The organism is Paenibacillus curdlanolyticus YK9 (assembly GCF_000179615.1).
In the GTDB taxonomy this organism is placed as follows: Bacteria; Bacillota; Bacilli; order Paenibacillales; family Paenibacillaceae; genus Paenibacillus_T; species Paenibacillus_T curdlanolyticus.
Window position 1 is genome coordinate 109,004 of sequence record NZ_AEDD01000004.1, and the last position, 24,839, is coordinate 133,842.

Here is a 24,839-nt window from a genome sequence, read left to right on the forward strand (position 1 = left end):
CTATTACATTGCAAATGCGTGTTTACCTCCCTTTCCCCAAGGCATGCGAAAAGGCAGCCGGTTCAATGAACCGACTGCCTGATGTAAGTTGCGAAAACGATTTCCTCTATTGTATTTTCTTTAATCGAACCGTCAAAAGCGTGTATACAAACCCGACCACACCGATGCCCACCATCGCGCTCTGGATAAGATCATTCATGTTCATAGGTAGGACTCCTTTACGGTTAATATCTGTTATATTCATGATACCATCTCATAAAGTCCTATTGCGCATCAGAATTTGAACACTCTTAGACAATCTTGCCGCGCCGCTCTAGTTCCCCGTACTCGAGAATGCTCGAAGGCCTCTGTTCCAGAGCATGTAAGCGACGGTTAAGCTGACAGCTGCCACGATAGGAGACAGCACCGCGAAGTGCTTAAACCCTTGCGGATCAAGGAAAACAGCTGCTGGATAAAAAGCGGTAAAGCCATAAGGAATAATCCAGGTCAGAACGAACCGAATGCCTTTATTGTAAATACTGAGCGGATAGCGCGCGAAATCGCTAGTCCCGTGAACAGCCATCATGATCGGCAGGCTGTCTACCATCCAGAACGAGAACGAAGCGAAGAACAAGTTAACCGCCAGAAACACTGCAGAGCTGGAAACGATCATGACGATCAGCAGCAAAATGTCGGCCAAGCCCCAGTCGATGCCTAAATGGGGTGAAGAGGTAACCAACACGATTAACCCGATGAGCAGATTGCCGACGCCGTCCTGCTGTACGCGATCCGCGATTATATGGAACAGCACATTAACCGGCCGAATCATCAGCCGATCAAAATTGCCGGGGCGGATGTAGTTAAAGCCGATCGTCCATAAATTATCGAAAAAAATATGCTCGATCGAACGGCCCAGCAGCGCGATCGCATAAATAAACATGATTTGATGATAAGTCCAGCCATGCAAGGCATCAATCTGATTAAATACGATGTTGACGAACAGAATAGACGTGCCTTGAATAAAAAATACGGAGAAGACGCCGATCAGGAAGTCCACTCGATATTCCATCATCACCTTCAAACGCGCTTTGAAAAACTGCCAATACAGCTTGCTATAACGCTTCACGCATACTCCCCCTCCCGCTTCCTCAGCCGCCGAATATGGTCACCCTGCGGATCGCAACGGACCATGCCAATCGAATGGCAATATAAATGGCTGCGAGCCATAACACTTGCCCCAGCACCGCATAGAGCGCATCGCTTCCGGCCAACTGACCCGTATAGATCGACGTCGGCACGTAAACCATAGACTGGAACGGAAGAAACCGGCTGACCGTCTGAAGCCATTCCGGAAACATCGAAATCGGCAGCAGCGCCCCCGAGAAGAACAAGAAAATCGCGTTGCGCAGCACGCGAAGCCCCCACACGTACAATAACCAGAAAGCCGCAATGCCGATCACGAGATCAAGCTGCGTCCCGATTAGAATCCCAAGAATGGCGCTAAACAAAAATAACAAAAAGCTGCTCCAGCTAGCCGGCCCGTTAATGCCAATGAACAGATAAGCGACCAGCAGCATCGGAAGCGCTTCACGGAGCGTCCCCGTCACCTTATTGCCTAGATCCAACGCGACCAGCTTATCAAGCAGGTTATAAGGCCGCATAAGCTCGATAGCAACGCTCCCATCGCGAACGTTGCTTGCCAGCTGAGTGCCGACGCCTGCGACATAATTGTTGATCGTCATCGCGATAATGACATAGGTAATCATCGTGCTGAGCGGCATCCCGTCGATCGTCGTCTTGTTCTCGTACACCGCATGCCAAAATGCGTAGATGATCAGCAAACGAAAAATGGACGAAGCGGTTCCCGCCCAATACCATACGTTATATGCGGTATCGACTTTGATCTGAGACTTCATAAGCTCCCAATATTTTCTCGCTTTTCTCACCGTTAGACCCCCCGCTCGTAAATTTCCTGTACGATGGTCTCGATCTTCGGGTCGGCGATCGTTAAGTCGCGAATCCGGTATTGCTGCATCACTTCCGTGATCACTTCAGCTGCGGTGATATCTTGACTGCTGAAGGATACGCTAACGATGCCTTCCTCATCGACGCTGAAGTCTGCCCGACGCGAGAGCGAATCGGGAAGCTGGAAGCTGCGCTCCACATCCAGCTCAAAATGAATGACCCGTTTGTGCCCAAATTGGTCTTTGATCGATTGCAGGCTGCCATCGTAGAGCACTTTGCCTTCGTCAATAATGATGATGCGATTGCAAATCTCCTCGATATCCTGCATATCATGCGTTGTCAAAATGACCGTCGTGCCCTTTAGCTGGTTCATTTGTTTGATAAACTCGCGTATTCTCGCTTTGACTGCCACGTCGAGGCCGATCGTAGGCTCATCGAGGAACACGATAGACGGGTTATGCAGGAAGGCCGCCGCAAGCTCGCAGCGCATCTTCTGTCCGAGCGACAGCTGCCTCACCGGCACGCCGAGAAGCGGTTCAAGCTGCAGCACCTCGGTGAACATCGCGATGGTCTCCTGATATTCCTTTTCTGGAATTTCGTAAATATGCTTCAGCAGGTCATAGGATTCCCGAACTGCAATATCCCAAAATAACTGCGTCCGCTGGCCGAAAACGGCGCCGATGTTATGGGCGTTCTTCTGTCTGTCCTTGCTGGGAACGATGCCGTTGACGAGCACCTCGCCGCTGCTTGGCGTAAGAATGCCGCACAGCATCTTGATCGTAGTGGACTTGCCTGCGCCGTTAGCGCCGATATAGCCGACCATCTCGCCTGGGCGAATCTGAAAGCTAATGTCATCCACTGCTTTCTTGACTTGATACTCCCGCGAGAACAGCCCTTTAATCGCTCCTGACAGTCCCGGCTTCTTCTGGGCAATACGGTAATGCTTCGATAATCCGCTCACTTGAATCATAGATGCCGCCCCTTTATATAAACAAAAATAACCCCGACTTCTCTGTAACAGAGAGATCGGGGTTGATAATAAACCGGATACTTGCATACTTGCCCGGTTTAACATGCATTGCCCTTAGCTTGTCTAGCCAATAAATATCACAGTCAATAAAAAGATAAATAGATTGTAAATGTAAAAGTTTACCTCGTCAATAAAAAACCGCCAGCTTCCTTCATGGGAAGAAAACTGGCGGTCAAACGCAAATCGAACGACTGGTCTTGTTCTAGAACTTCTTCAACAGATTATAGACAGCTTGCGCGCTTTCGGCACGCGACATCGTTCCCTTAGGCAGGAAGGTCCCATTTGCATTGCCTTGAACAAGGCCAAGCTCCGCTGCGATCGCAACGGCTGGAGCCGCCCATGCGCTAATTTGACTGTTGTCCGAGTATGCAGCTGATGGTGAAGACGCAGCTGCTTCCTTCCCTGTCTTCGTCTCATATGCCCGAACGAGCATAGCAGCCATTTCCTCGCGGGTTACCGTATCGTTCGGCGCAAACGTCTTGTCGGCGCGTCCTTGGACGATGCCGAGCTTGCTTGCTGCCGCCACGTATGGCGCATACCATTTGTCTGCTGCAACGTCAGTGAAAGCAGCTGTGCCTTCTGCCTTCACGCCGAGCGCGCGGACGAGAAGTGCTGCGAATTCAGCGCGCGTCACATTTGCTTTCGGCGCAAATTGCTGATCGTTGATGCCCGTTACAATATGCTTAGCGGCCAACGCCTTGATCGCTTGCGAAGCCCAATGGCTAGCTGCGACATCGGTGAAGGACTTATCGTATTCCAGCACCGCGTACTTGCTGAAATGCGAGACTTGCGCTGTCGCAATATTGCCAGCCAAGCTACCGCCGATGTACGTAAGCTCTCCGTTATCGCTTACATGGTAGATGCCTGCAAGCTCTTTGTCCGTGTTCGCATTCATGCTGATTGCCAGCGTGATTGGCGAATCGAAGGTGCTGACCGTCGTCGTCTTGCCATCCTTCGCAATGATGCTCAAGCGGAATTCATAAACCAACGAAGCGGCATCCGCTTTCGTTTGGCTGTCGCCTGCTTGCCCCAGCAGCGCCTTGGCTGCTTCTGGCTTGAGCGGTCTTGCTTCCAGCACGATGCGCGCACCGGATGCTTCGCCCGCTGAAACGCGCGATTGCAAGGAAGCCAGTAATTTATTCGGTACGGTAACCGTTACGCCGTTCGCGATGATCACAAGATCATTGGTTGCCAGCAAAGACGCGGCATCAACTGGCAGGCTGACCGCATTGTAGCCATCCTTCAATTGAATCGAAACTTTGCCGTCCGTTCCTTTGACAGCAAGGCTGCTTGCATCAACCAACTGAACGTCAGACGCAGCTGGCGTCGTTGGTACCGTTGGCGTTGTCGGCGTTGTTGGTGTCGTCGGGGTTGTTGGCGTCGTCGACACGCCGTCTTTGACTTGAATAATAACAGCCGTCAGCGGATCGATCGTAATCGATTGGCTCGAGAGCGTGAAGCCCGATGGTGCAGACACAGCTTGCACGCCAGCCTCGTCATTATCGACAAGCACTGTGCCTACCGTCAGGTCTTCCGACAGTGCGAGCGTTCTGGACGCGCTGTCGCCATTGACGAATACGTAATAGGTGCCCGTTCCGTCCGTCGCTTTGTTTTTGTAGCCGATGACAAGGTCCTGCTCTTTGATATCTTTGGAGTCGATCAACGTTACGTTGGAGTTAACGAGATCTCTTTCGCCTAAGCGGAATGCATTCGTGTGCTTGCGAAGCGCCAATAAGCCGGATGTAAACGCTTGTGTAACATGGTTAACCGGGTATTGCACCGCGTTCGTAGCCTTCTGCCAATCGAATTTGTTAATCGCATCGGTCGAATCATACGAATCATGGACCAAGTAGCCGACCGTATTGTTGTTCTCATCCTTGAGCTCATGATACTTCTGCTCCGGTACGCCTGCCCCGAACCATTGCTTCGTTCTGCCGTACTCTTGACCGGCATGCAGGAACGCCGTGCCCTGTGACGTCATCATGAGTAGGTTGCCCAACCGGACGCGCTTGTGGATTTCCAGATTGTTAGCCGGGATAGTCGGGTCCTTCTTGATCGATTGCGCGATAATATCGTACAGCGGCAGGTTGTCATGCGCCTCGATATACGGCACCATATCGCCCGGATCATCAGCCGGCGTGTTGCTTGGCTGCGCCTTAATATTGCTCAGAATCGTTTGGATGTTTCTAGCGCCGCCCGTCAGGAAGCGCGGTTCGCCCTCCGAGCCGTAGCCGGACTTCAGTTCATTGCGGATTTCATCGGAGAATACGCCGACATTATCCGTTTTGTCCATCCAGTCCTGCGTCGCGCCTTTGCCAGCCAATGAAGGATCAGCAATGTCGCCTTTGAACGTTCTCCAGCCTTCGCCGATGAACAAAGCCTTCGGATTAATCGCTGCTGCTGCATTGTAAGCATCCTGCACAGCGCCATACGTAGCGTCGCCCATCATATCCCAGCGCATGCCATCGATTTTGTACTCGTTGAACCAGTATTTCACGGAATCGACCATCAGCTTCTCAGCCATCTTGTGCGTCGTTGCCAAGTTGTTGCCGAAATCGCCAAGGTTATTGCCGTTCGCATCCTGGAACGCGTAATAGTTAGGCACGATGTCGTTGAGGAAGCTTGCTTTTGCCATATGCGTGTACACAACGTCAAGGATAACGCCCATGCCCTCGTCGTGAACGGCATCAATTAAGCCTTTAAGCTCCTTGATCCGAAGCTGCGGATCCTTGGCATTCTCCGAATATGCGCCATCCGGCGAGAAGTAGCTGTGCGGGTCGTAGCCCCAGTTGTATTCGTTGTTAAGCGTCGAATACTGGTCTTCCCGTTCGCCCATGCGCGATTCATCGCCATAGTACCAAGCCATAACCGGCATTAATTGAATATGCGTGATGCCGAGCGATTTGAGATAAGACAGCTTATCCTTAAATGCGGTAAATGTGCCGAATCTCGCGTTCAAATCGCCTGCGATCGTAGGATCTGAGGTAAAGTCACGGACATGCACCTCGTACACAATCGCATCTTCTCGCTTCTGATAACCGTCAATGTTAGCAAAGCCATAGTTTGGCGAAGGGTTCGTTCCGCTGAGGTCAACGATTGCCGCTTTACCGACATTATCGCCGTCAGGTCCAGTCTCCCCTTTGGTATTCACCATGAACTCCGCCATCGATTTCGCATAAGGGTCAAGCACCGGCTTCGTTACGCCATCATTCGTTACCTGATATTGATAATAATAGCCAACCAAATCAGTGATGGCAGGGTTCCCAAGGTCTGCAGGCGCGATTGCAGCCGACCATACGCCTTTATCGCCCTTCACCAGATTAACGCTGCCTACGAGCTGAGTGGCGTCGTTGCGGTCGTATACGTTGGCCGTAACCGAGCTTGCTTTTGGCGCCCACAGCTTTAATGTAACGCTGCCCGCATCGTAAGTCGCTCCCAGATCATTGCCCTCGTAGTCGTACATTTGGTCCAGCATCCGCCAGCCCGTGGAAGCCGTTACCGTCGTGCCCATGTAAGTGACGCTGAGTGGCGCATTATCCAGCACGATGTTAGCCGTTACGCGCGCAGTCTTCTTGTCATCATTAAGCGTTACGGCTTGAATGTCGACGTTAGCGCCATTCTTATCCGCGATCGTGATTGCGGATTTCAAGTCATCTGCTGTAACGCCGTCCGTTAACGTAAATCCGAGCAGCAGCTCTTGATCGGACAATAGCTCAGCGGACAGAAGCCCCGTAGCCTGCTCCCAGTATGGGGAGATATATACGGTATTGTCGTTTTGTTTAATCCATACTTGATTGTATCGATCGAGCAGCGAGAATACGCGGTCCGCTCCGTCCTTATCGCCTGTTGTGCGATTGACGACGACGAAGCCTATTTTCTTCGCCTGATCTAGCAGCGGAACGTCGATATAGCTGCCATAACGGTCTGTGTTCTGGAAGGCGGATGCGCCCGACGGCCAATTCGCCGATGGCGCGGCAACATCGTTAAACAGCCACAGGCCGAAGTCGCCTTGCGCTTGGTCATCCCGCACGTAGTGAACGCGAACCGTATTCGCCGGTAGGCTTACGGGCTCGTAGTAAGAGATTTGATCGCTTCCTTGCTTGATCCAAACTTCGTTCACTTCCGGCTTGCTGATCGTGACCAATTTGTCTCCGCCATCCTTGGAGCCGTCGTTGCGGTTCACGACAACCATCCCCACTTTTTTGGCATTCGCTGCAAGCGGGATATCCATGTAAACGCCATAAGCATCTTGCTCTACGAAAGCTGTTGCGCCCGATGGCCAGTTCGCAGAAGGTGAAGCAACATCGTTAAAAGACCAGATCCCTAAATTCGTATACGTAGCGTCCGTACGGTTATAGTGAACACGAAGATGCTGATCCGGCACGGGACTTGCACCGCTATTTGCTAGAGCTGGAATCGCCCCAAATATGGACCACAGCATCGATGCAATAAGCAAAAATGATAGCGTTTTCTTTTGTTTTAACGCGATATTCATGTCAGGCCCTCCCCAATATAAAAATGAACTTCAAATCTCTTAAAAATGTGCAATCGTTTGCAGTAATGACGAAAGAGTCGTACCTCCCCCTCGATTCATAAAATGAAAGCGGTTACCGACTCTCATCTTAATGCAGAAACGGGCAGTCGTCAAACTATTTTCGCTGATTTCTACCCATTAACTTACAAATATCTGTTCATATTTCATATTGCGACAACGTTTGCACAAATGGGCCGACGAATTCAGTCTATGGACACTTGGTTTCTTCCCCTAGATTTGGCTCGATATAAATGCTCATCCGCCAGTTGAACCATTTGTTTAACTCCCTTCTCTGCTTCCAAAGCCGCTGTCGCCGCGCCGATGCTAATCGTAAGGAACGGTGCAGCCTCCGAACCGGTATGCGGAATACGAAGCTGCCGAACCGAATCGCACATCTCATCCGCAATCCGCTTCGCCCGCTCTTTGCCGCAGCGCGGCAGGATGACTGCGAATTCCTCTCCGCCATAACGCGCGACCAGACCGCCGCTGTCTGGGTCCAGACAAGCTTGAATCGCATTCACAACAATCTGCAAAATCGAATCCCCTTGAATATGTCCGTAATGGTCATTGTAACGTTTGAAAAAATCTATATCGATCATAAGCAGCGTGAACGGCGTTCCCTCTTCTGCACTCAACACAAGCTGGCTGCTCAAATATTCATCAAAATGGCGGCGGTTAGAGACGCCAGTCAGCCCGTCCACCATCGACCATTCCTGCAGCTGGCGATTCAGCTCCTCCAGCTTTGCATTGGATGCCGCAATGGCGGCGGTACGCTCGCGCACCTTCCTGTCCAAGCCTTCATTAAGCTCCGCTAGCTCGATCGCTAATTGCTGCGCCATTTTGAACGAGCTGGCCAGCTTCTTCGATAGAACGAAAGCGAAGCATGCAATGAAGGTAGCCACACCCACGGAGTAAATGACTTGCCCCGTAGAGGAGAAGATGAAAGCAAACAGGTCGACTGCTGCAGTCAGCGTGAAAAACGAAAAGCCGACCAAAGCGTAGACCGCCCCTTCCTTCTTCCGGAGCGAAGCCCATATAAACACGAATAAAGCATAGACGAGCGTCATCGCGACAAACAGCTGGTAATAAACCAAGAGACGGTAATAGATCTCGGCATTCGCGATCAACGTAACGAGCGTGTACGCAGCTGCCATGGCAACCGTAAGAAGCGTGACTCTCCGAGAAGACTCCTCGAGGAACAGCTTGCGTATAAACAGCGCCATTAAAGGAACCATCACATACAGCGTGATGTACTCCAGCTTCATCTGGATTTCCCATGGAAAATTAGGAATGGCTCTGGTCAGGAGCACTTCTCCGGTTAACGTATTGCGAAACGCGGCCGTCAAACAAAACAAACCGAAAAGCAGAAGCGAAGCGTCCTTCCTATAAAACATCCCTAATCCAATATGATAAATGCCGGACAAAAGGATAATGCCGAGCAGAATACACTGTTCCGCCAGCTTCCAATTATGCTCGCTCTGGATGGCTTCGGCGGAGCCATAACCGATCGGCTCCCACATTCCGCCTTCGTAATTGTGGAAGTTCGATATTTGCATCACGATTTGCACTTGCTCCGACCGAGGGGAAAAATAGACGACGTTCGTCCTTTTCTGCGGGATGCTGCTCGCTTGATCTGTCCCAACCTGCCCGCTCGTACTAATCAGCTGATTGTCTATCCATATTTTATAATTCGAGTACATGACAGGCAGAGCGAGCCCTTTGACTTGCTCCGGGTCAGAGATGTTCAATCGCAATACGAATGTGGCATAACCGGTGCGAGGCAGGTTATCCGCTCCGCGTTTAAACTGATTCCAATTGTTTGGCATATCCAGATAGCCCGTCAGCTGCCCTGCTCCGACTTGCAAATCTTCAGGCTCCAGCAATTGATTCCAATAAAACGACCATTCTCCATTCAACTCGATCGGCTTGCTCGACGCCGCTTCAGCTTGCGCAGCATCCATCGCGCCCTTCGTCGCCCTAGGAGCCTCCTTCGCATTCGTTATCGATCCCGAGCATCCCGTAAGCAAAGCTATAGCAACAACAAGAACCAGAAGCAGTCTATGCCGTCCCATCTTGTCCCCTCCCCCTCTCGCGCTCCCGTGTTGAAGATTCGACAATTTTCTCCAAATTCCTCTCTGTCTCTTTCATTCAAAAAAACAAGCAGCCTGCCCGGATAACCGGACAAGCTGCTTGTTCACTTTCATCTTCCATGATAACGAGCGATCGTAATTACCAGTTGTTGCCTGCGCCCTTCGTAATAACGAAGTTCGGGCAACGGTCAGCGCCGTAAACGGCTTGAACGCCTGGGTTGTTGATTTTGACATTCGTGAAGCTTGCTGCGCCAACGACAGGTCCTTGGCCGGACTCTGCGCTAACGACGAATTTGATGCCGTAACGCGTTGCGTTGTTAATGTTGATGTTCTCGAAGCGGATGTTGGACATTGCCAGGTTTTCTGGCGATTTCGTTTGGAACATCAAGCCGTAGTATACGGAGTTGTTGATGTCCACGTTTTTCACCAAAATGTTTTTAAGCGCACGGTCTCCGCCGAAGATCCATACCGCGCCGAAGTTTTGGTAGTCGTTGATTTTGTCGTCTGCACCGTTGCTGGTCCAGAAGTCGCCGCCCGTACGGTCGAGCGTGATGCCGTCGAATACGGAGTCTTTGTCGCCAAAGCCAAGCGTGTTGTAGCCGAAGCTCAAGCTGCTGATCGTCAGGCCTGGGTACGTGAGCGTATCAGCTGCATACAGGTTTTGGTACAGGTTATCCGAACCGCCGTAAGCTGCGAATGCCGCTGCGCGACGTACGCAAGTAGCCGTCAGGTTCGTGTACTTGTTGCCTACGTTGTATGAACCGCCAGCATCTACTGCACTGAACAGCGCGAAGGAGTCATCGCCCGTAGCACGTGCGTAGTTGTTGTCGATCACGTTGTAAGACGAGCCGTTCGTCATGTTGATGCCGTCTGCGAACGTGTTTTTGATACGGTTGTCTTTGAACGTGTTGTACGAGGAGTTAACGCCCCAGTACAAGCAAATGAAGTGCTCTGCCCACACGTTTTGGATCGTTACGTTTTGCATGCCGTTGCCGTCGATGAATTTGCCCGGTCCGTCTGTTCTGTACACATAGTTGCCCCATGCGGACAGGTCTTTAATCGTCGTGCCGTTCGCCGTCGAAGCGATGTTGAAGCCAACATCGGTGTTCGATTGGTCTTGCGGCGCTACCAGTTTCGTATGCCATGGACCTGCACCGATAATTTCCGTTGCACGGCCATAGAGGAAGATTTTCGAGTTGATCGTCCACTCGCCTGCTGGAATGAAGATACCTTTTTTCGTTGGATCTTGTCTGAACTCGTTCAATGCAGTCTCGATCGATTTCGTAGCCGAAACTTGAACGTATTTCGTTGGATCCGGGTTCGTTGCTGCTGGAGCAACATTTTCCGTTTCAATCATGTCCACATAAATCCATGATACGTCACCCGCATCTTTTTGGATTTTGATTTTCGTACCTGCTGGGTAAACCGTGTCGAGCATCAGTTGCGAATCTTCGTACAGCCAGTATGCTTTCGTACCCGAGTTGTCATAGCCCAGACGGCCAAGCGTGCTTGGCGTTGCGTACAGGTAGGAGAACTTGGACGATACGTTGAATTTGCCTTTGCTTACGCCGTTAGCATAGATGCTAACCGTGCCGTTCGTGTTCTCCGCAACAGCGTTGCGAAGCACGAATGCGTTCGCAGGAGCCGTCAGCGTGAACTCGACATACTCGCCAGTTGCATCCAATTGGACAGCCGAACGGCCGGATGCTTCACCTGCGAAGTCGCCAGGCGTGAAGTTAGGTACAAGGCGCGTGCCGTTGGTTGCGTTGGAAGCTGCTTCAGCTTCCAGGATTGTGAAAGGCATGTTAGCGCCACGGCCGACATACAGGCTCGTCGAGCTCGTATTGTTCGCTTGTTTTGCCGCAATTTCGTTTGCGTCATTGGCAACTGTTGCCGTAACCGAGTAGCTGCCGTTAGCCGCAGTCCACGTGCCAACGTTAACGTTGACGGAATCGCCAGCTGCCAGAGCGCCGCTGTACGAGCCGTTCATCGTCGAGATCGTCGTGCCTGCCGAGTTTTTCAGCACAACCGTGATCGCATGTGCGCCACCAGCGGAAGCAACATTGCCTTGGTTTTTCAGGTTAACGACGAACGTAGCCGTGCTGCCCGCGCTTGGGTTGCTCGGAGTCGTAGAAGCCGAAACGATCAAGTCGGAGCTTGCTACCGGCGAAACCGTCAGCGACGTCGCGCTCGTGAAGCTATTGTTGTTCTCATTTTGCTCCACGATTGCATTGCTTTCGTCTACTTTCGCAACAACCGTATACGTGCCCGCGATTTTCGCGCCCGCGTTCAGCGATACTGTCGTCGAAGCGCCTACTGCCAACGCGCCAACCGGAGCGGAGCCAACAAGCGTGTTGTTCAGGTAGAAGTTAACCGAAGTAGCTGCCGAAGCGAGCGTACCGTTGTTTTTAACCGTTGCATTCAACGTGATGTCGTTCGTTTCGATCGGGGAAGCTGGCGTCCAGTTCAAGCCCGTAACCGTCAGGTCAGGGTTTGCGCCCGGCGTACCGTATACTTCAAACTCAGCAATTTGGCCAGCGCCAGAGCCGGAGTTCGACGTAATGTTCAGTTGCAAGCGCTTAACTGTTGCTGTAACCGGAATCGTAACTTTGTTGCCCGAAGCCGGGTTGAACGTGTACGATTGCGCGGAAACGAGGTTGCCGAACGTCGTCGTGCTTTGGTCATGACCAAGCACTTGGATCGTTTGCGTACGCGTGCTCCATGCGGAGGACGGGTTCAGCTTCAGTACAACCGCTGTTACGTTGTGGTTCGTACCGAGGTCAAGCGTCAGCATGCTCGGATTGCTGCCGCCTTCCCAGTACGTGTTCACGTCGTTGTCGTTAGCGTTCGTTGCTACGAACGTGAATGTGCTGGAGGAAGCCGTGATCGATTTGCCTACCGCTACGTTCGTGCCCGTTGGATCCGGGTTCGGATTCGGGTTTGGATCTGGATTCGGATTAGCGGTCGTCGCTTCAACCAGGATTTGGTCCAGGTTCACATTGCCGGAATCCGTCGTATCGTATTTGTAAGCGATCGTGTTGTTGCCGGCGTTCAGCGCAACAACTTCCGCTTGCGTTCCCCAAGTGTCCCAGTTCGCCAGGTTGGCCAGCGTCGTCGTTTTCACTTTCGTGCCGTTGACGAATACGCTCAGCGTTTTGCTGCCGCCCGAAGCGTTCGCATATTTCAACGTCGAGTTGTAGTTGCCCGCCGTTGCAACGTTCACCGTGAAGGTTGTCGTTGCGCCTTGCGTCCAGTAGCCGTCAACGAAGCCCGTGCCAGCGAAGCCAGCATGGTCCGTGTTTACTTTCGCTCCGCCGGAAAGCGCAGCGGATTCCGCTTGGTACGAGCCAGCAGGTGCCGGATTCGTCGTTCCGCCGCCCGCGCCATAAATTTCGAATTCAGAGAACTGCGCTGCAGGCCAAGCCGTGTTAGCGGTTACATTTAATCGAACGTAACGCGTGCTAGCCGCTGTAAAGTTAATCGTTACCGTATTGTTCGATACTGCAGGATTGAACACATAGCCAGCGGAGCCGACGATGTTCGTGAAGTTGGAGCCGTCCGTGCTTCCTTGCACAGCCAGCGTTTGCGTACGCGTTTCCCAGCCGGCAGGCAGCTTCAGCACGATTTGGTCAATGCTCGTCGCAGCGCCCAGATCGACTTGAACCCATTGCGGGAATGTGAAGTTCGCGCTCTCCCAATACGTCGCTTGATTGCTGTCTCTTACATTGCTAGGCGCATACGTCTGTGATTGGCCGCTCGCCGTTACCGTTTTACCTAGAGCCAAATTCGTTCCGCCGGCCGCCGAAGCGGATTGAGCAGGACCTACAACAAACAAACTCGAAATCAACATGGTTAAGACCAGTGACCATGCTACATACCTGTTACTACGCATTAGAACCCTCCTTAGAAATGTGGTAATCCAGAAAACGAATGAACCTTGAGTAATGCAAAGTTGGCATCAGGTTAAAAGTCATAACGTCTCTAAGATGTAAGCGTTTACGAAAATACACTGTTCGTTATCACCCTCCTTGCCGATGAAGAAAAATGCAGCAATCCTCCTTTCGTTTGGCGGTACATCACCATTATAGTGATTCGCCAACTTTCCAATAAGAAGCAATTCTACGGAAGTTAGGAGTGATGTTATGCAGGTGGTGGGGAGGCATAAAAAAAACACCTCCTAGTTGTCCATGGGCAGCCTGGGGGCTGGTGGCCATGTTCGTTTAGGAGGCGTGTGCAGATCAGATGCGACAAGGTAGAGATATGGCAGCTTACTTTTTAATCCCGACCACTTTACCTAAAACATTCCCTGTATCTAATGGGCCAAAGTCCATGCTTCCGAGCCCCCGTAATGGGTTATCCGCAATAATAAAAACAGACCCAGTTGGAACCTTAACCTCTAATTTCGTATCGAAAAATTGTTTGCGCGTTTGCAGGCAATCTGCTGCGCATCCAGGATCCTTTTCAATAATAGAAAACTCTTTTATACGCAGCCCATCGACCATGAGCATCCCATAAAAAGTGTCTAGTCTCTTGTTATTGATATAGATCTGGCCTTTTTTCAAGGACACTGTTTCTCCTTCTAAACCAATTACTCTTGATACGTCGGATTCTAATGTAGTTGGTATGGTGTTGGAATCGGGAATTCTGAATTGTATGATGTCGCCACGCTGCATTTCATGCGTTTTATAGTAATCGGGGCTGACAACAAGTTTCTTATCGTACAGCTCGGCTAGTTTTCTGACCATGCTATCATTTCGAAATGTGATTACTTCATCATCTTCACCTGCAGCTACAAATGGAATGTCTTCAGGAGTAGCGTTGTCTACGATAACCTCCTCTTTTGTGCACGCAGCAGTGATCAGCAGTAGTGTAATTACGATAATGAATGTTTTTAAGTTCATAGGGCTCCTCTCTCTACTTAAGCCTGTATATATGTAGTTATCCTTTATTCCCCTTTTATTATAGCATCTTACTCTTAAAAACCTCATTACCACATCAAAAAAGCCTGCTGAGAATTTCTCAACAGGCCATAACTTATTATCGCTTAACAAACTGAGTTCATTGAATAGTATTCTTTCTAAGTTTCGTCTTCGCCAACCCATACACGCAGCCAACGACTCCAACTCCAGTTACGATCCCATGAACAAAATCATTCAGCTCCACGCCGAACCGGGAAATTACAGGCGTTGACATAATGAGCACCATGCCAATGAAAAGTGCTGCTTTACTCATCGCAACAATCACAACCTTCTATTGGACTTTTTAAAACTTATAAGCCTTCATCGCTTTACGCAATTCCTTCAGCGTCGGGCGCTTGCCGTACATCAGCACGCCTGTGCGATAGATCTTCGCCGACAGCCAGCCTGCGACACCCGTCGTAATAACGAGAACAACCAAAGATATAATGATCTGCCACGTAGGCGGCTCTACCATGCCGACGCGGAGGAACATAATGTACGGCGTGAAGAACGGAATGAACGAGGCAACCTTAATCAGCATGCTGTCTGGTGCATTCAGGCCGAAGATGCCGATATAGAATCCGCCTAACGATGTAAACATCAGCGGCATGACCGCTTGGCCAAGCTCCTCCGTCCGGCTGACGAGCGAGCCGACGCCCGCGTACAGCGTTGCGTAGAGGAAGAAGCCGATGAGGTAGAACAACAGCGCATAGATGTAGAGCGAGACCGGAATATCGCTCATATGAATGCCCATGTCGCTCAACGGATTTTCGTTATAAGGAAGCGACAGATTCACGGCAATGACAGCCACATAGAATAGGATCTGCGATAGTCCGACGAGGAAAATACCGAGAATCTTGCCGAACATCTGCTTAAGCGGCGACACGCTTGTAATGAGCACTTCCATAACGCGCGAGCTCTTCTCCGCCGTTATTTCTGTCGCGATTAGCTGGCCTGTCGTCATGATGGACATGAAGAGCAGGAATAAGATGATATAGACGACGCCATACATCGATGCGGGACGTTCTTCGCTTTCCTCTACGGTTGAAGCGCCATCCGCATTCACGTTGAGCTTCACGCTATCCACGACAGCTGGCGCGAACAAGGCTTGCTTCTGTGCATCATCCAGCCCTAGCCCTTGCAAGGAAACCTCCATCTTAATGGCTTGCAGCGCGGTTTGAAGCGTTGACGCTTCGGAAGTGTTGTATTCATTTTCCGATTTAATGATCATTTGCGGGAATCCGCTTGGCTGATCCTCTTGGTTGAACGTAATGTATGCATCAAGCTCGCCAGCCGCGAGCTTGTCGACGAGCGCTTTCTCATTCGCTTCAGGCGAGCCTTGGTCAGCCACTTTCACAAACTCGTAGCCTGGCTCATCCTGCTTCTTGAAGTACGTCTCTAACTGTTCGCCAATGGTAGCGATCGACACGCTGCTTGCTGCTGCTTGCTCCGTCGAACCGATATATCCAACCTTATCCGGCGTATTGGAGCTGAATTGGCTGATCAGGTACGGTAAATTCACAACAACACTAAGAATGATTGCAATAATAATGCTCGAAATGAGGAACGCTTTCGTTCTCACCTTATTCCGTATCGTAAACCCGACGACTGTCCAGAAATTACTCATGGCGATCACCTACCGTCTTAATGAATATTTCGTTCAAGGTCGGCTCCATAATTTCGAACCGTTCGATATCCGACTGGCTGATGGCATGGTTCAAAATGCGCTTCGCCGCCGCCTCCGACGCAATCCCGATCTCCGTCACATTCTCATGCTGCTTCACGTAACGAACGCCTTCGATCGAGTCCAGCCCCACCACTTCCTTACTTGTCGCCAGCATAACACGCTCTCGCGGATACTCCTTCTTAATGTCCTTCACGCTGCCCTGCACGATCGGATTGGACCGGTGCATGATCGTGATGTTGCGGCACAGCTCCTCGACATGCTCCATCCGGTGCGTGGAGAACAGGATCGTTTTGCCGGAATCACGCAGCCCCTTCACCGCTGTCTTCAGCAGCTCTACATTAACGGGATCGAGGCCGCTGAACGCTTCATCGAGAATGAGAATTTGCGGATCGTGAATGACGGCCGCGATGAACTGGATTTTCTGCTGATTGCCTTTAGACAGCTCCTCGACTCGCTTGTCGTAATACTCCATCACTTCGAATTGCTCCAGCCACTTGCGCAAGCTGCCTTCTGCCGCCTTCTTGTTCATCCCCCGCAGTCTTGCGAGGTAGATGAGCTGATCGGACACCTTCACCTTCGGGTACAGTCCGCGCTCCTCTGGCAAATAGCCGAGGTTATGCAGCTGCTCCTTGCTATATGGCTGCCCGTTATATTGAATCGATCCTTCATCGGGATAAATAAGGCCGAGCACCATGCGCATCGTTGTCGTTTTGCCCGCACCGTTGGCGCCCAGCAGACCGTAAATCTCGCCTTCGCTTATATTGAAGCTCAACCGATTAACCGCCGTTTTCTCTCCGTACTGCTTATAAATTCTATCGATTACTAATGGATTCATGACCATGCTCCCCTTCGCATCAATAATTCGAGAATATCGTCAAGCTGCAGCGACTGCCGTGAGGTTATCGTATGCCCTGCCTCTTGCAGCGCCTGCTCGGTTGCGGCGGATTGCTCGGTGACTATCCGGTAAATGCCACTGCCTGCTTCCGTGCATTCTACGATCCCTGGCACAGCCGCAAGCTGAGCTGCTGCTCCGCCCGTTTGTACGAATAGTACCTGCCATCGCTGGAATAGCTCATCCTTCTCATAGGTGCCCAGCACCTGACCTCTTGCCATGAAGACAATATAGTCGGCCAGCCGCTTTACTTCATCTACGATATGCGAGGACATGACGATCGTCCGGTCTCCCGGCTCCATGTAGCGATGGAGCACCTTGATCATCGTCTTCCAAGCGATTGGATCAAGACCCGATGAGGGCTCGTCGAGCAGCAGCAGCTTCGGCTTATGCGCCATGACGAGCGCAAGCTCGAATTTGCGCCGCATGCCTTTTGACATTTTGCCGAGCTTAAGCGAATCGTCCACCTCGAACAGCTGCAGCATTTCGCGATAGAAATTGACATCCCATTGCGGATACCAGCGGCGTACGAACGCCACTTTCTCTGATCCTCGCATGCTGTCGTCCTCGCTATTCGATTGTTCCGCCAAGTAGCCCAGCTGCTGCTTCAAGACACGATCATCGCCTTCGCCAACCTTTTGCCCCAGCACTTGGATCTGTCCCGCAGTCGGCTTGATCAGATCTAGCAGCAATCGAAACGTAGTGCTTTTCCCCGAGCCGTTCGGTCCGACGATCGCCGTCACGAAGCCTTCCGCTATATTCAGGTCAATCGGTCCCAGTCGAAAATGCGTCTGATGCTGCTCCACGCCGCGCATCGTAATCGCTGTAGTCTCCATGCTTAGCTCTCCTTCCATCTGTCGTTCATCACTTGCTCGAAAATCCGTTCCATCTCGCTCCGCGCCAGCTGCACCCGCAAACCGGCATCGATTGCCGCCTCCATCGCTTCCACGACTGCTGCCGTACGGTGGCGGTCACGCTCCTCTTCCTGCACGCTCGCAACGAAGGTGCCTGTACCTTGACGGGTTCGCAGCAGTCCCTCTGCCTCCAAATCCTGATACACGCGGCGTACCGTAATGACGCTGCACTTCAGCATTTGCGCCAGCTCGCGAATCGATGGCAGCAGCGTTCCATTCGCCAATTGCCCGCTTATAATCAAAGCCCGCAGCTGCACCTCAATTTGATGGTACATCGGTTCGGCACTATTCTCGTTTAAGTTAATCGGCAGCCACACAGCCACACCTTCTTCGTTGTAAAATAACTCGTTCTAGCGATTGTAAACTCTAACACTTAATCGCCTTACCGATCCCCAATAACTGACTGCACAGAGGATCGCCGCTAGCAGCAACGCACCTACCGTGTACCACCAGTTGCCCGATTCCAGCGCTGTCAGTATTCTGATTGAGATCGATTCCTCATTGCTGTTCATCAATGTCGGTATCAGGAAGTAAATCACGACATACCCAAACGATGCGATCGTGTATAGCTTGCCGCTAAAACCTTGCTCCCAGAACGTATACGTAGCGCCAATGCCCATCGCGTAACCAAACCAGCACAAGCTGTAGCCGATATAATGCACGATCCCGACATGTTCCTGCAAGGTGGGCGAAATCGCATATTGCACTGCAAAATAAATGAACAATGCCGCTGATAAAATACCGAACAATTGAATCTGGCGAGCCGCCACGATCTGCCGAACCGAGATCGGCAAGATGCGCCAATGCATGATTTTGTTCGTGAAGCTGTCTTCCCGCCAAGCCCTGAATAGGGTACGATTCATCGGAAAACCGAGCACCGGCAAAATCGCAATTTGCAGGAAGTCTACTGCCCACCCGAAGGGAAAAGATTGGGAGGGATCGAACGCATTCCGAAAGAATGGAAGCGTCATGGTTAACATATATCCGATGAACACCAATATGAAAAGCAAACCGATCCAATCCTTCTTCCACTCATGCTTCGCGATATGCCAAGCACCCTGTAAGTCATTCATCTGATCGTCTCCCTGCCTTGATGTGCTTACTGTATATATCTTTATACACAGTATAATCACACCTCCCCCTATTGTCAACCCTATCCATTCTAATCAATTGTTAAAATAAAAAATCCCCTTCCGGCGCACCTGCATGCGCTCCGAAAGAGGATTCCTATTCCTTAACCAAATATAGCATCCAGTACAGGCTTCGTATGGCCGCCTGGATACATGACGTACAACAGCACATACACCGCTACGCCCGTAATCGCTGTTACGAACCAAATGAGCGATGTGATCCGGCCCCATTTGCGATGCTTCGCGTACTTTTCCTTATATCCAAGCGTCAACGTCGAGATGCCGAAAACGGCTGCAACTGTTGCCAATGTAATATGGAAGATAAGGAATACAAAATAGTACGGCTTCAGGCTGTCCGGCCCGCCCCATTCCGTATTGCCGACGAAAATCGTACGGCTCACATATACGATGAAAAAGGCAGTGGCAGCGATCGCTGCCCACAGCATCACTTTCTTGTGCTGCTCCAGCTTGCGCACGATCGCTAACCGCCAGCCAATCGCGACGAGAATCGCGCTGATAACGATAAACGATGTACTGATCGTCGGAAAAATATTGTATAGGGACATGTTGTTCCACCTCACTCAATTATGTAACGCAACAGCCTTTCATGTAGCGATATTCAGGCTGCCGCACAATGCTCGTTAGCCGGATAAACAGCAAATCAGTTTGCTGGCTGCGTCTCTGCGTTCGGCACGTCTTGCTTATCATCGTCCGCATGCTCGCGTCTGTACCAATGGAAGAAGATATAGGCAAGAATAAAGCCGTACATCACTTCCTGCAGCAGCTTCATGATGATGCCGCCAGTCTGCTGATCCTCAAGCGGCGAAAGCAGATTGAAGAAAGCAGGTCCATTGTATTTCTCCAGCAGTACCGATGGGTCGCCTGACATGCAATATCCCATCGCCTTCACCCATACAGCAGGATCGCTATAAACCGCGTACAATGGCGAACCTGCGAATATAATGAGCGCACATGCTGGCGTCAGCAGCGCTCCGTTCGCGAACACGTAAGCCATTTTACGAAGATCCGTTAGGCGGTTCCACTCTGGCACTGGACATGTGACATGGAACCACATCATGAAGGATGTAATCGTCAATACAACGTAGAACAGCCGATGGACGGTATAGTGCGTCATGACGTAATCATGCACATCCGGGATGTGATAAATCGAGAACACCATATTAAACAACACAAGGCAAAGAATCGGGTGCATCAGGCTCCTAAACCGCTTCCAGATCGAAGCTTGAAACAGCAAACGCCACATATAAGAGGTTGAACCCAGCAGTACCAGCGGCGGGACAAGCAAATACGAGAACGACATATTCAACATATGAAACGAAAACATCATGTGTCCTAACAGACTGAGCGGTCCGCCCTGCGACAAATAAAACAAAATAGCTCCTGTCAGAAACGACGTTTTCTGCCATGCGCTCGTCGACTGTTCAGCCGGCGCATGCTTGCGCCGATATGGCCCATCGACATAAAAATATAGAATGACAATCGCTGCCATCCCGAATGCGAACAATGGGCTCCATTGTTCTCTGAAGGTGAAATATTGCAAGCCAAGCATTGGATAAAACACCTCTCAATCGCTTATCTACAACGGCATCATACGCCGAGACAAGCCTAGTATAGCATAAGCCTTTGCCATCTCCTACCCGGACATCCGTCCCATTGACGTGTTTCTGAGCCGTGTTCATTAATTTGTCATTGTCACAAAAAAAAGAAGGGCCTGATTGCTCAGACCCTTCCTTGCGTTCATTACCACCAAGCCCAATATTCAGCCATGATAACCATCGTAAATACAACAACTACTCCGGTTAAAATACCGATGATCGGGTATAGATGTCCGCGATCCTTCATATGCATCCAGAAACCCATCTGAACGAAAACTTGAAGTCCCGCCATCATAAGAAGAATGAAGATAATGAACGAAGTGTTCACTTCACCAGCCATAACTGCTGCGAACGCGATAAGCGTTAGCAGCAGCGAGAAGATGTAAGCGACAATGTGCTTTTGGGGACCTTCGTGCTTATGGCGCTTCTTGGTCTCTTCCGTAGCGGAATGATTGCTTGCAGCCATTGACTTAGCCCACCTTTCCCATCAAATAAACGACCGTGAAGATGAACACCCACACGACGTCGATAAAGTGCCAGTACATGCCGGCTACATAAAGCTTCGGAGCCGTAACGACGTTCAAGCCCTTTTTCATAACTTGACCGATCAAGAGGCTGATCCAGATAACGCCGAATGCAACGTGGGCGCCGTGGAAGCCGACCAAGGTGTAGAACGAAGAGCTAAATGCGCTCGTCGTAAAGCCATGGCCTTCGTGAACGTACTCATAGAATTCATAAATCTCAAGACCTAGGAATCCTAATCCAAAGAGAACCGTAATCGCGAGCCATCCAAGCATAGCGTTTTTCTTGCCGCTATGCATCGCTTGGATTGCAAACACGCTTGTTAAGCTCGAAGTCAACAGGATGAAAGTCGCAATCGCGACAGTCGACAGGTTAAACAGCTCATTCGCTGTCGGGTTGCCTTCGCCTACTTTATCGCGAAGTGCCAAGAACGCGGAGAACAGCGTACCGAACAATACCGTCTCCCCGCCGAGGAACAACCAGAAGCCGAGCACTTTATTGCGGCCTTCTAATGTTGCCTTCTCAGGCTCATGCGGTAATTGGCCGTCTACATGTGAATGTGCGCTCATGCTTTAACCCCCTTCTCTTGAATCTCGTCCGGCTCGATATGGAAGCCGTGATCATCCTTGAGCGAGCGGAGCAGCATACACAGGAACGTTAAGCCCAAACCAGCGCCGCCAACTACATAGTTGTGGTACATGAAACCAAAGCCTGCGATGAACAAGCCGATGGACATAAACAGCGGAAGAATCGATGGCGATGGCATATGGATCGAGCCAAGCGGTTCTGCTGGCGTCATCTCTTTTTTGCCTTCCATTTTTTCTTTCCAGAATGCATCATAGCCACGTACAAGCGGCGTTTGAGCGAAGTTGTACTCTGGTGCTGGGGATGGAATCGTCCACTCTAGCGTACGGCCATCTTCCCACGGGTCTGCTGCAGCTTTCTTGCCGCTGATCGACGTAATCACGATGTTGATCAGGAAGAAGATTGTGCCGAAGCCCATCAGGAATGCGCCGATCGTACTAATCAAGTTCATCTCGTTGAAGCCCAAACCGTCCAGATACGTGTAGATCCGGCGCGGCATGCCGAGCAAACCGAGGAAGTGCTGAATCAAGAACGTCATGTGGAAGCCAATGAAGAACGTCCAGAACGTCAATTTGCCAAGCGTTTCGTTAAGCATGCGACCGAACATCTTCGGCCACCAGTAGTGAAGACCGGAGAAGATACCCAGAATCAGACCGCCGACGATTACGTAGTGGAAATGCGCTACCACGAAGTACGAGTCATGATACTGGAAGTCAGCAGGTGCTGCTGCGAGCATAACGCCCGTAACGCCACCCATAACGAACGTAGGGATAAAGCCGACTGCGAACAGGTTCGCTGTCGTGAATCGAATCGAGCCGCCCCACATCGTGAACAGCCAGTTGAATATTTTGATACCTGTTGGTACAGCGATAAGCATCGTAGCGATGGAGAACAACGCATTCGCAACCGGGCCAAGGCCCGCTGTGAACATGTGATGCGCCCATACCATGAAGCCGAGGAAGCCGATCAGTACAGTCGCGAATACCATCGAGCTGTAACCGAACAGGCGTTTACGCGAGAACGTACTGATTACCTCGGAAATAACGCCGAACGCTGGCAGGATCAGAATGTATACCTCAGGGTGTCCGAATATCCAGAAGATATGCTCCCAGAGTACCGCGTTGCCCCCGTTGCTTACTTCAAAGAAATTAGCTTGGAACAATCGGTCAAACATCAGTGCGACGAGACCTACCGTCAGAGCAGGGAATGCGAACAGGATCAGTGCCGACGTAATGAAGATTGCCCATGTAAACATTGGCATCCGCATGAACGTCATGCCTGGTGCACGCATGTTAATGATTGTTACCAAGAAGTTGATACCGCCGATCAGCGTACCGATACCGGCGATCTGTAGACCGATGACATAATAGTCGACGCCATAGTCTGGACTTGCCGTAGGTCCTGCTAACGGAACATAAGATGTCCAGCCTGCATCAGGAGCGCCGCCCGTGAACCAGCTCACATTCAGCAGCACGCCGCCGAAGAAGAAGGTCCAGAAGCCGAGCGAGTTCAGGAACGGGAATGCTACGTCGCGCGCGCCGATCTGAAGCGGAATAACCGCATTCATGAGCGCGAACAGCATAGGCATTGCCGCGAGGAAGATCATTGTCGTGCCGTGCATCGTGAGCAGCTCATTATATGTATCCGCGCTTACAAAATCATTCAGCGGCTTCCAAAGCTGAATCCGGATAAGAATGGCCTCGAGTCCGCCGACGAGGAAGAATAATCCGCCGGCGAGCAAATAGAGAATACCGATTTTCTTGTGGTCAACCGTTGTTAGCCAGTCCATAAGGCCCCGGTAACGCTTGACCGAATGCGCATGTGCCAAGGTTAATGCCCCCCTTAAAGTCCCCCGATGATTATTTCTCGTAGTCGATTTTCAATCCTGCTAAATATTTTGCAATGCCGTCGAGCTCTTGCTCAGACAGATCAACTTTAGGCATCTGTGCACCGGGTTTAACCGCTTCCGGATCTTTGATCCAGCGTTTCAGGTTTTCTTCGGTCGTGCCTTCGTTCTCGTATTCCGCTTTATCCGTGTTGACGAGAATACCAGCGACCGTCAACCTGCTGCCGATATCCGTCAGGTTCGGGTACGACAATCCGCCTTGATCGCCAACCGCATGGCAGGAGAGGCAGTTCTTAACGAGCGAATCTTTAATCGCTGGGTCGCTAGGGAGCGCTACTGGCGCTTTTTGGGCGGTTGTCCAACGTTCGAATGAAGCGCTATCCACTGCTTTTACTTTGAAGTCCATCAAGGCATGGGACGGTCCGCAAAGCTCTGCGCACTTCCCGAGATACACGCCAGCCTTAGGCGCTTCAAAGTACATAATGTTCGTATTCGCCGTGCCGTCTGCATCAGCCGCGCCTGCATTCGTATCGATCTTGCCTGCGAGGGATGGGATCCAGAATGCATGCGTTACGTCGCCGGATTTCGCTTTGATCGAAATCTTCTTGCCTGTAGGAATAACCAGCTCTTGCGCCGTATGAATGTCATACTCCGGATAATAGAACTCCCACCAGAATTGGTGCGATGTTACTTCAACTTGTACGGCTTCTTTATCTTTGGTATAGTCCTTCGCCAAGCCAAATACCGAGTTAACTGTTGGAACACCAAGAATAACGAGCATGATCAAAGGAATTACTGTCCAGATAATCTCCAGCTTGTGATTACCCTCTACCTGTACCGGAATCTTGTTGTCTCCCGGACGTCTGCGGAAACGGACAATGACATACAAGGAAATCGCAAATACAACGATCACCACGATAATCATGATTGCGATCGCCAGTTTCATCAGATTGAATTGCTCTTGCGCTACCGGCCCTTGCGGGTTCAGTGTCGAAAGGTCTGCTCGCCCGCATGCCGAAAGCAATAATACCATCCCGGCAAAGAGCGGCAGAAGGCGCTTTCCTACGTTCCACCGTTTCATCATTCATCAA

Annotated in this window: 18 protein-coding genes; all 18 read right to left on the reverse strand. The window is 51.0% G+C overall.

What is annotated here, in order from left to right; genetic code table 11:
• Window positions 1-313: 313 nt before the first annotated feature.
• The 18 genes from PAECUDRAFT_RS08385 to coxB all read right to left on the reverse strand — a co-directional run bounded on the left by PAECUDRAFT_RS08385 (window position 314) and on the right by coxB (window position 24,832).
• Window positions 314-1,105 carry an ABC transporter permease gene (locus tag PAECUDRAFT_RS08385; protein ID WP_006037692.1) on the reverse strand — a complete coding sequence of 264 codons (792 nt, stop codon included), beginning with the start codon at window positions 1,103-1,105 and terminating at the stop codon, window positions 314-316.
• Between the two features lie 22 nt (window positions 1,106-1,127).
• Window positions 1,128-1,925: an ABC transporter permease gene (locus tag PAECUDRAFT_RS08390; protein WP_006037693.1), complete on the reverse strand. Its 798-nt coding sequence runs from the start codon at window positions 1,923-1,925 to the stop codon at window positions 1,128-1,130.
• 2 nt (window positions 1,926-1,927) lie between these two features.
• Complete coding sequence (locus PAECUDRAFT_RS08395; protein WP_006037694.1) at window positions 1,928-2,914, reverse strand: ABC transporter ATP-binding protein; 987 nt, start codon at window positions 2,912-2,914, stop codon at window positions 1,928-1,930.
• 262 nt (window positions 2,915-3,176) lie between these two features.
• Entirely contained in the window at window positions 3,177-7,469 is a 4,293-nt protein-coding gene (locus tag PAECUDRAFT_RS08400) for a pullulanase (protein ID WP_006037695.1), read from the reverse strand.
• Window positions 7,470-7,711: 242 nt separating this feature from the next.
• Window positions 7,712-9,580, reverse strand: coding sequence for a sensor domain-containing diguanylate cyclase (locus tag PAECUDRAFT_RS08405; RefSeq protein ID WP_006037696.1), 1,869 nt, complete (start codon window positions 9,578-9,580; stop codon window positions 7,712-7,714).
• 157 nt (window positions 9,581-9,737) lie between these two features.
• Entirely contained in the window at window positions 9,738-13,490 is a 3,753-nt protein-coding gene (locus PAECUDRAFT_RS08410; protein ID WP_006037697.1) for a discoidin domain-containing protein, read from the reverse strand.
• A 376-nt stretch (window positions 13,491-13,866) separates the two neighbouring features.
• Window positions 13,867-14,499: a signal peptidase I gene (gene lepB / locus PAECUDRAFT_RS08415; RefSeq protein ID WP_006037698.1), complete on the reverse strand. Its 633-nt coding sequence runs from the start codon at window positions 14,497-14,499 to the stop codon at window positions 13,867-13,869.
• Between the two features lie 361 nt (window positions 14,500-14,860).
• Complete coding sequence (locus PAECUDRAFT_RS08420; RefSeq protein ID WP_006037700.1) at window positions 14,861-16,183, reverse strand: ABC transporter permease; 1,323 nt, start codon at window positions 16,181-16,183, stop codon at window positions 14,861-14,863.
• Entirely contained in the window at window positions 16,176-17,078 is a 903-nt protein-coding gene (locus PAECUDRAFT_RS08425) for an ABC transporter ATP-binding protein (protein WP_006037701.1), read from the reverse strand. Before PAECUDRAFT_RS08425 ends, PAECUDRAFT_RS08420 begins: the two co-directional genes overlap by 8 nt.
• A complete protein-coding gene (locus PAECUDRAFT_RS08430) occupies window positions 17,075-17,971 on the reverse strand; it encodes an ABC transporter ATP-binding protein (protein WP_006037702.1) in 897 nt (298 codons plus the stop codon). Before PAECUDRAFT_RS08430 ends, PAECUDRAFT_RS08425 begins: the two co-directional genes overlap by 4 nt.
• 2 nt (window positions 17,972-17,973) lie before the next feature.
• Window positions 17,974-18,366, reverse strand: a complete 393-nt coding sequence (locus PAECUDRAFT_RS08435) for a GntR family transcriptional regulator (RefSeq protein WP_006037703.1) — start codon at window positions 18,364-18,366, stop codon at window positions 17,974-17,976.
• Window positions 18,367-18,399: 33 nt separating this feature from the next.
• Window positions 18,400-19,122, reverse strand: a complete 723-nt coding sequence (locus tag PAECUDRAFT_RS08440; RefSeq protein WP_006037704.1) for a hypothetical protein — start codon at window positions 19,120-19,122, stop codon at window positions 18,400-18,402.
• Between the two features lie 161 nt (window positions 19,123-19,283).
• Entirely contained in the window at window positions 19,284-19,745 is a 462-nt protein-coding gene (locus PAECUDRAFT_RS08445; RefSeq protein WP_006037705.1) for a DUF420 domain-containing protein, read from the reverse strand.
• Between the two features lie 95 nt (window positions 19,746-19,840).
• Window positions 19,841-20,749, reverse strand: coding sequence for a cytochrome c oxidase assembly factor CtaG (gene ctaG, locus PAECUDRAFT_RS08450; RefSeq protein WP_006037706.1), 909 nt, complete (start codon window positions 20,747-20,749; stop codon window positions 19,841-19,843).
• A 191-nt stretch (window positions 20,750-20,940) separates the two neighbouring features.
• Window positions 20,941-21,261, reverse strand: a complete 321-nt coding sequence (locus tag PAECUDRAFT_RS08455; protein ID WP_006037707.1) for a cytochrome C oxidase subunit IV family protein — start codon at window positions 21,259-21,261, stop codon at window positions 20,941-20,943.
• Window positions 21,262-21,265: 4 nt separating this feature from the next.
• A complete protein-coding gene (locus tag PAECUDRAFT_RS08460; RefSeq protein ID WP_006037708.1) occupies window positions 21,266-21,886 on the reverse strand; it encodes a cytochrome (ubi)quinol oxidase subunit III in 621 nt (206 codons plus the stop codon).
• Window positions 21,883-23,730: a cytochrome c oxidase subunit I gene (gene ctaD / locus PAECUDRAFT_RS08465; RefSeq protein ID WP_006037709.1), complete on the reverse strand. Its 1,848-nt coding sequence runs from the start codon at window positions 23,728-23,730 to the stop codon at window positions 21,883-21,885. Before ctaD ends, PAECUDRAFT_RS08460 begins: the two co-directional genes overlap by 4 nt.
• 31 nt (window positions 23,731-23,761) lie before the next feature.
• Window positions 23,762-24,832: a cytochrome c oxidase subunit II gene (gene coxB, locus PAECUDRAFT_RS08470; RefSeq protein WP_006037710.1), complete on the reverse strand. Its 1,071-nt coding sequence runs from the start codon at window positions 24,830-24,832 to the stop codon at window positions 23,762-23,764.
• Window positions 24,833-24,839 lie beyond the last annotated feature (7 nt).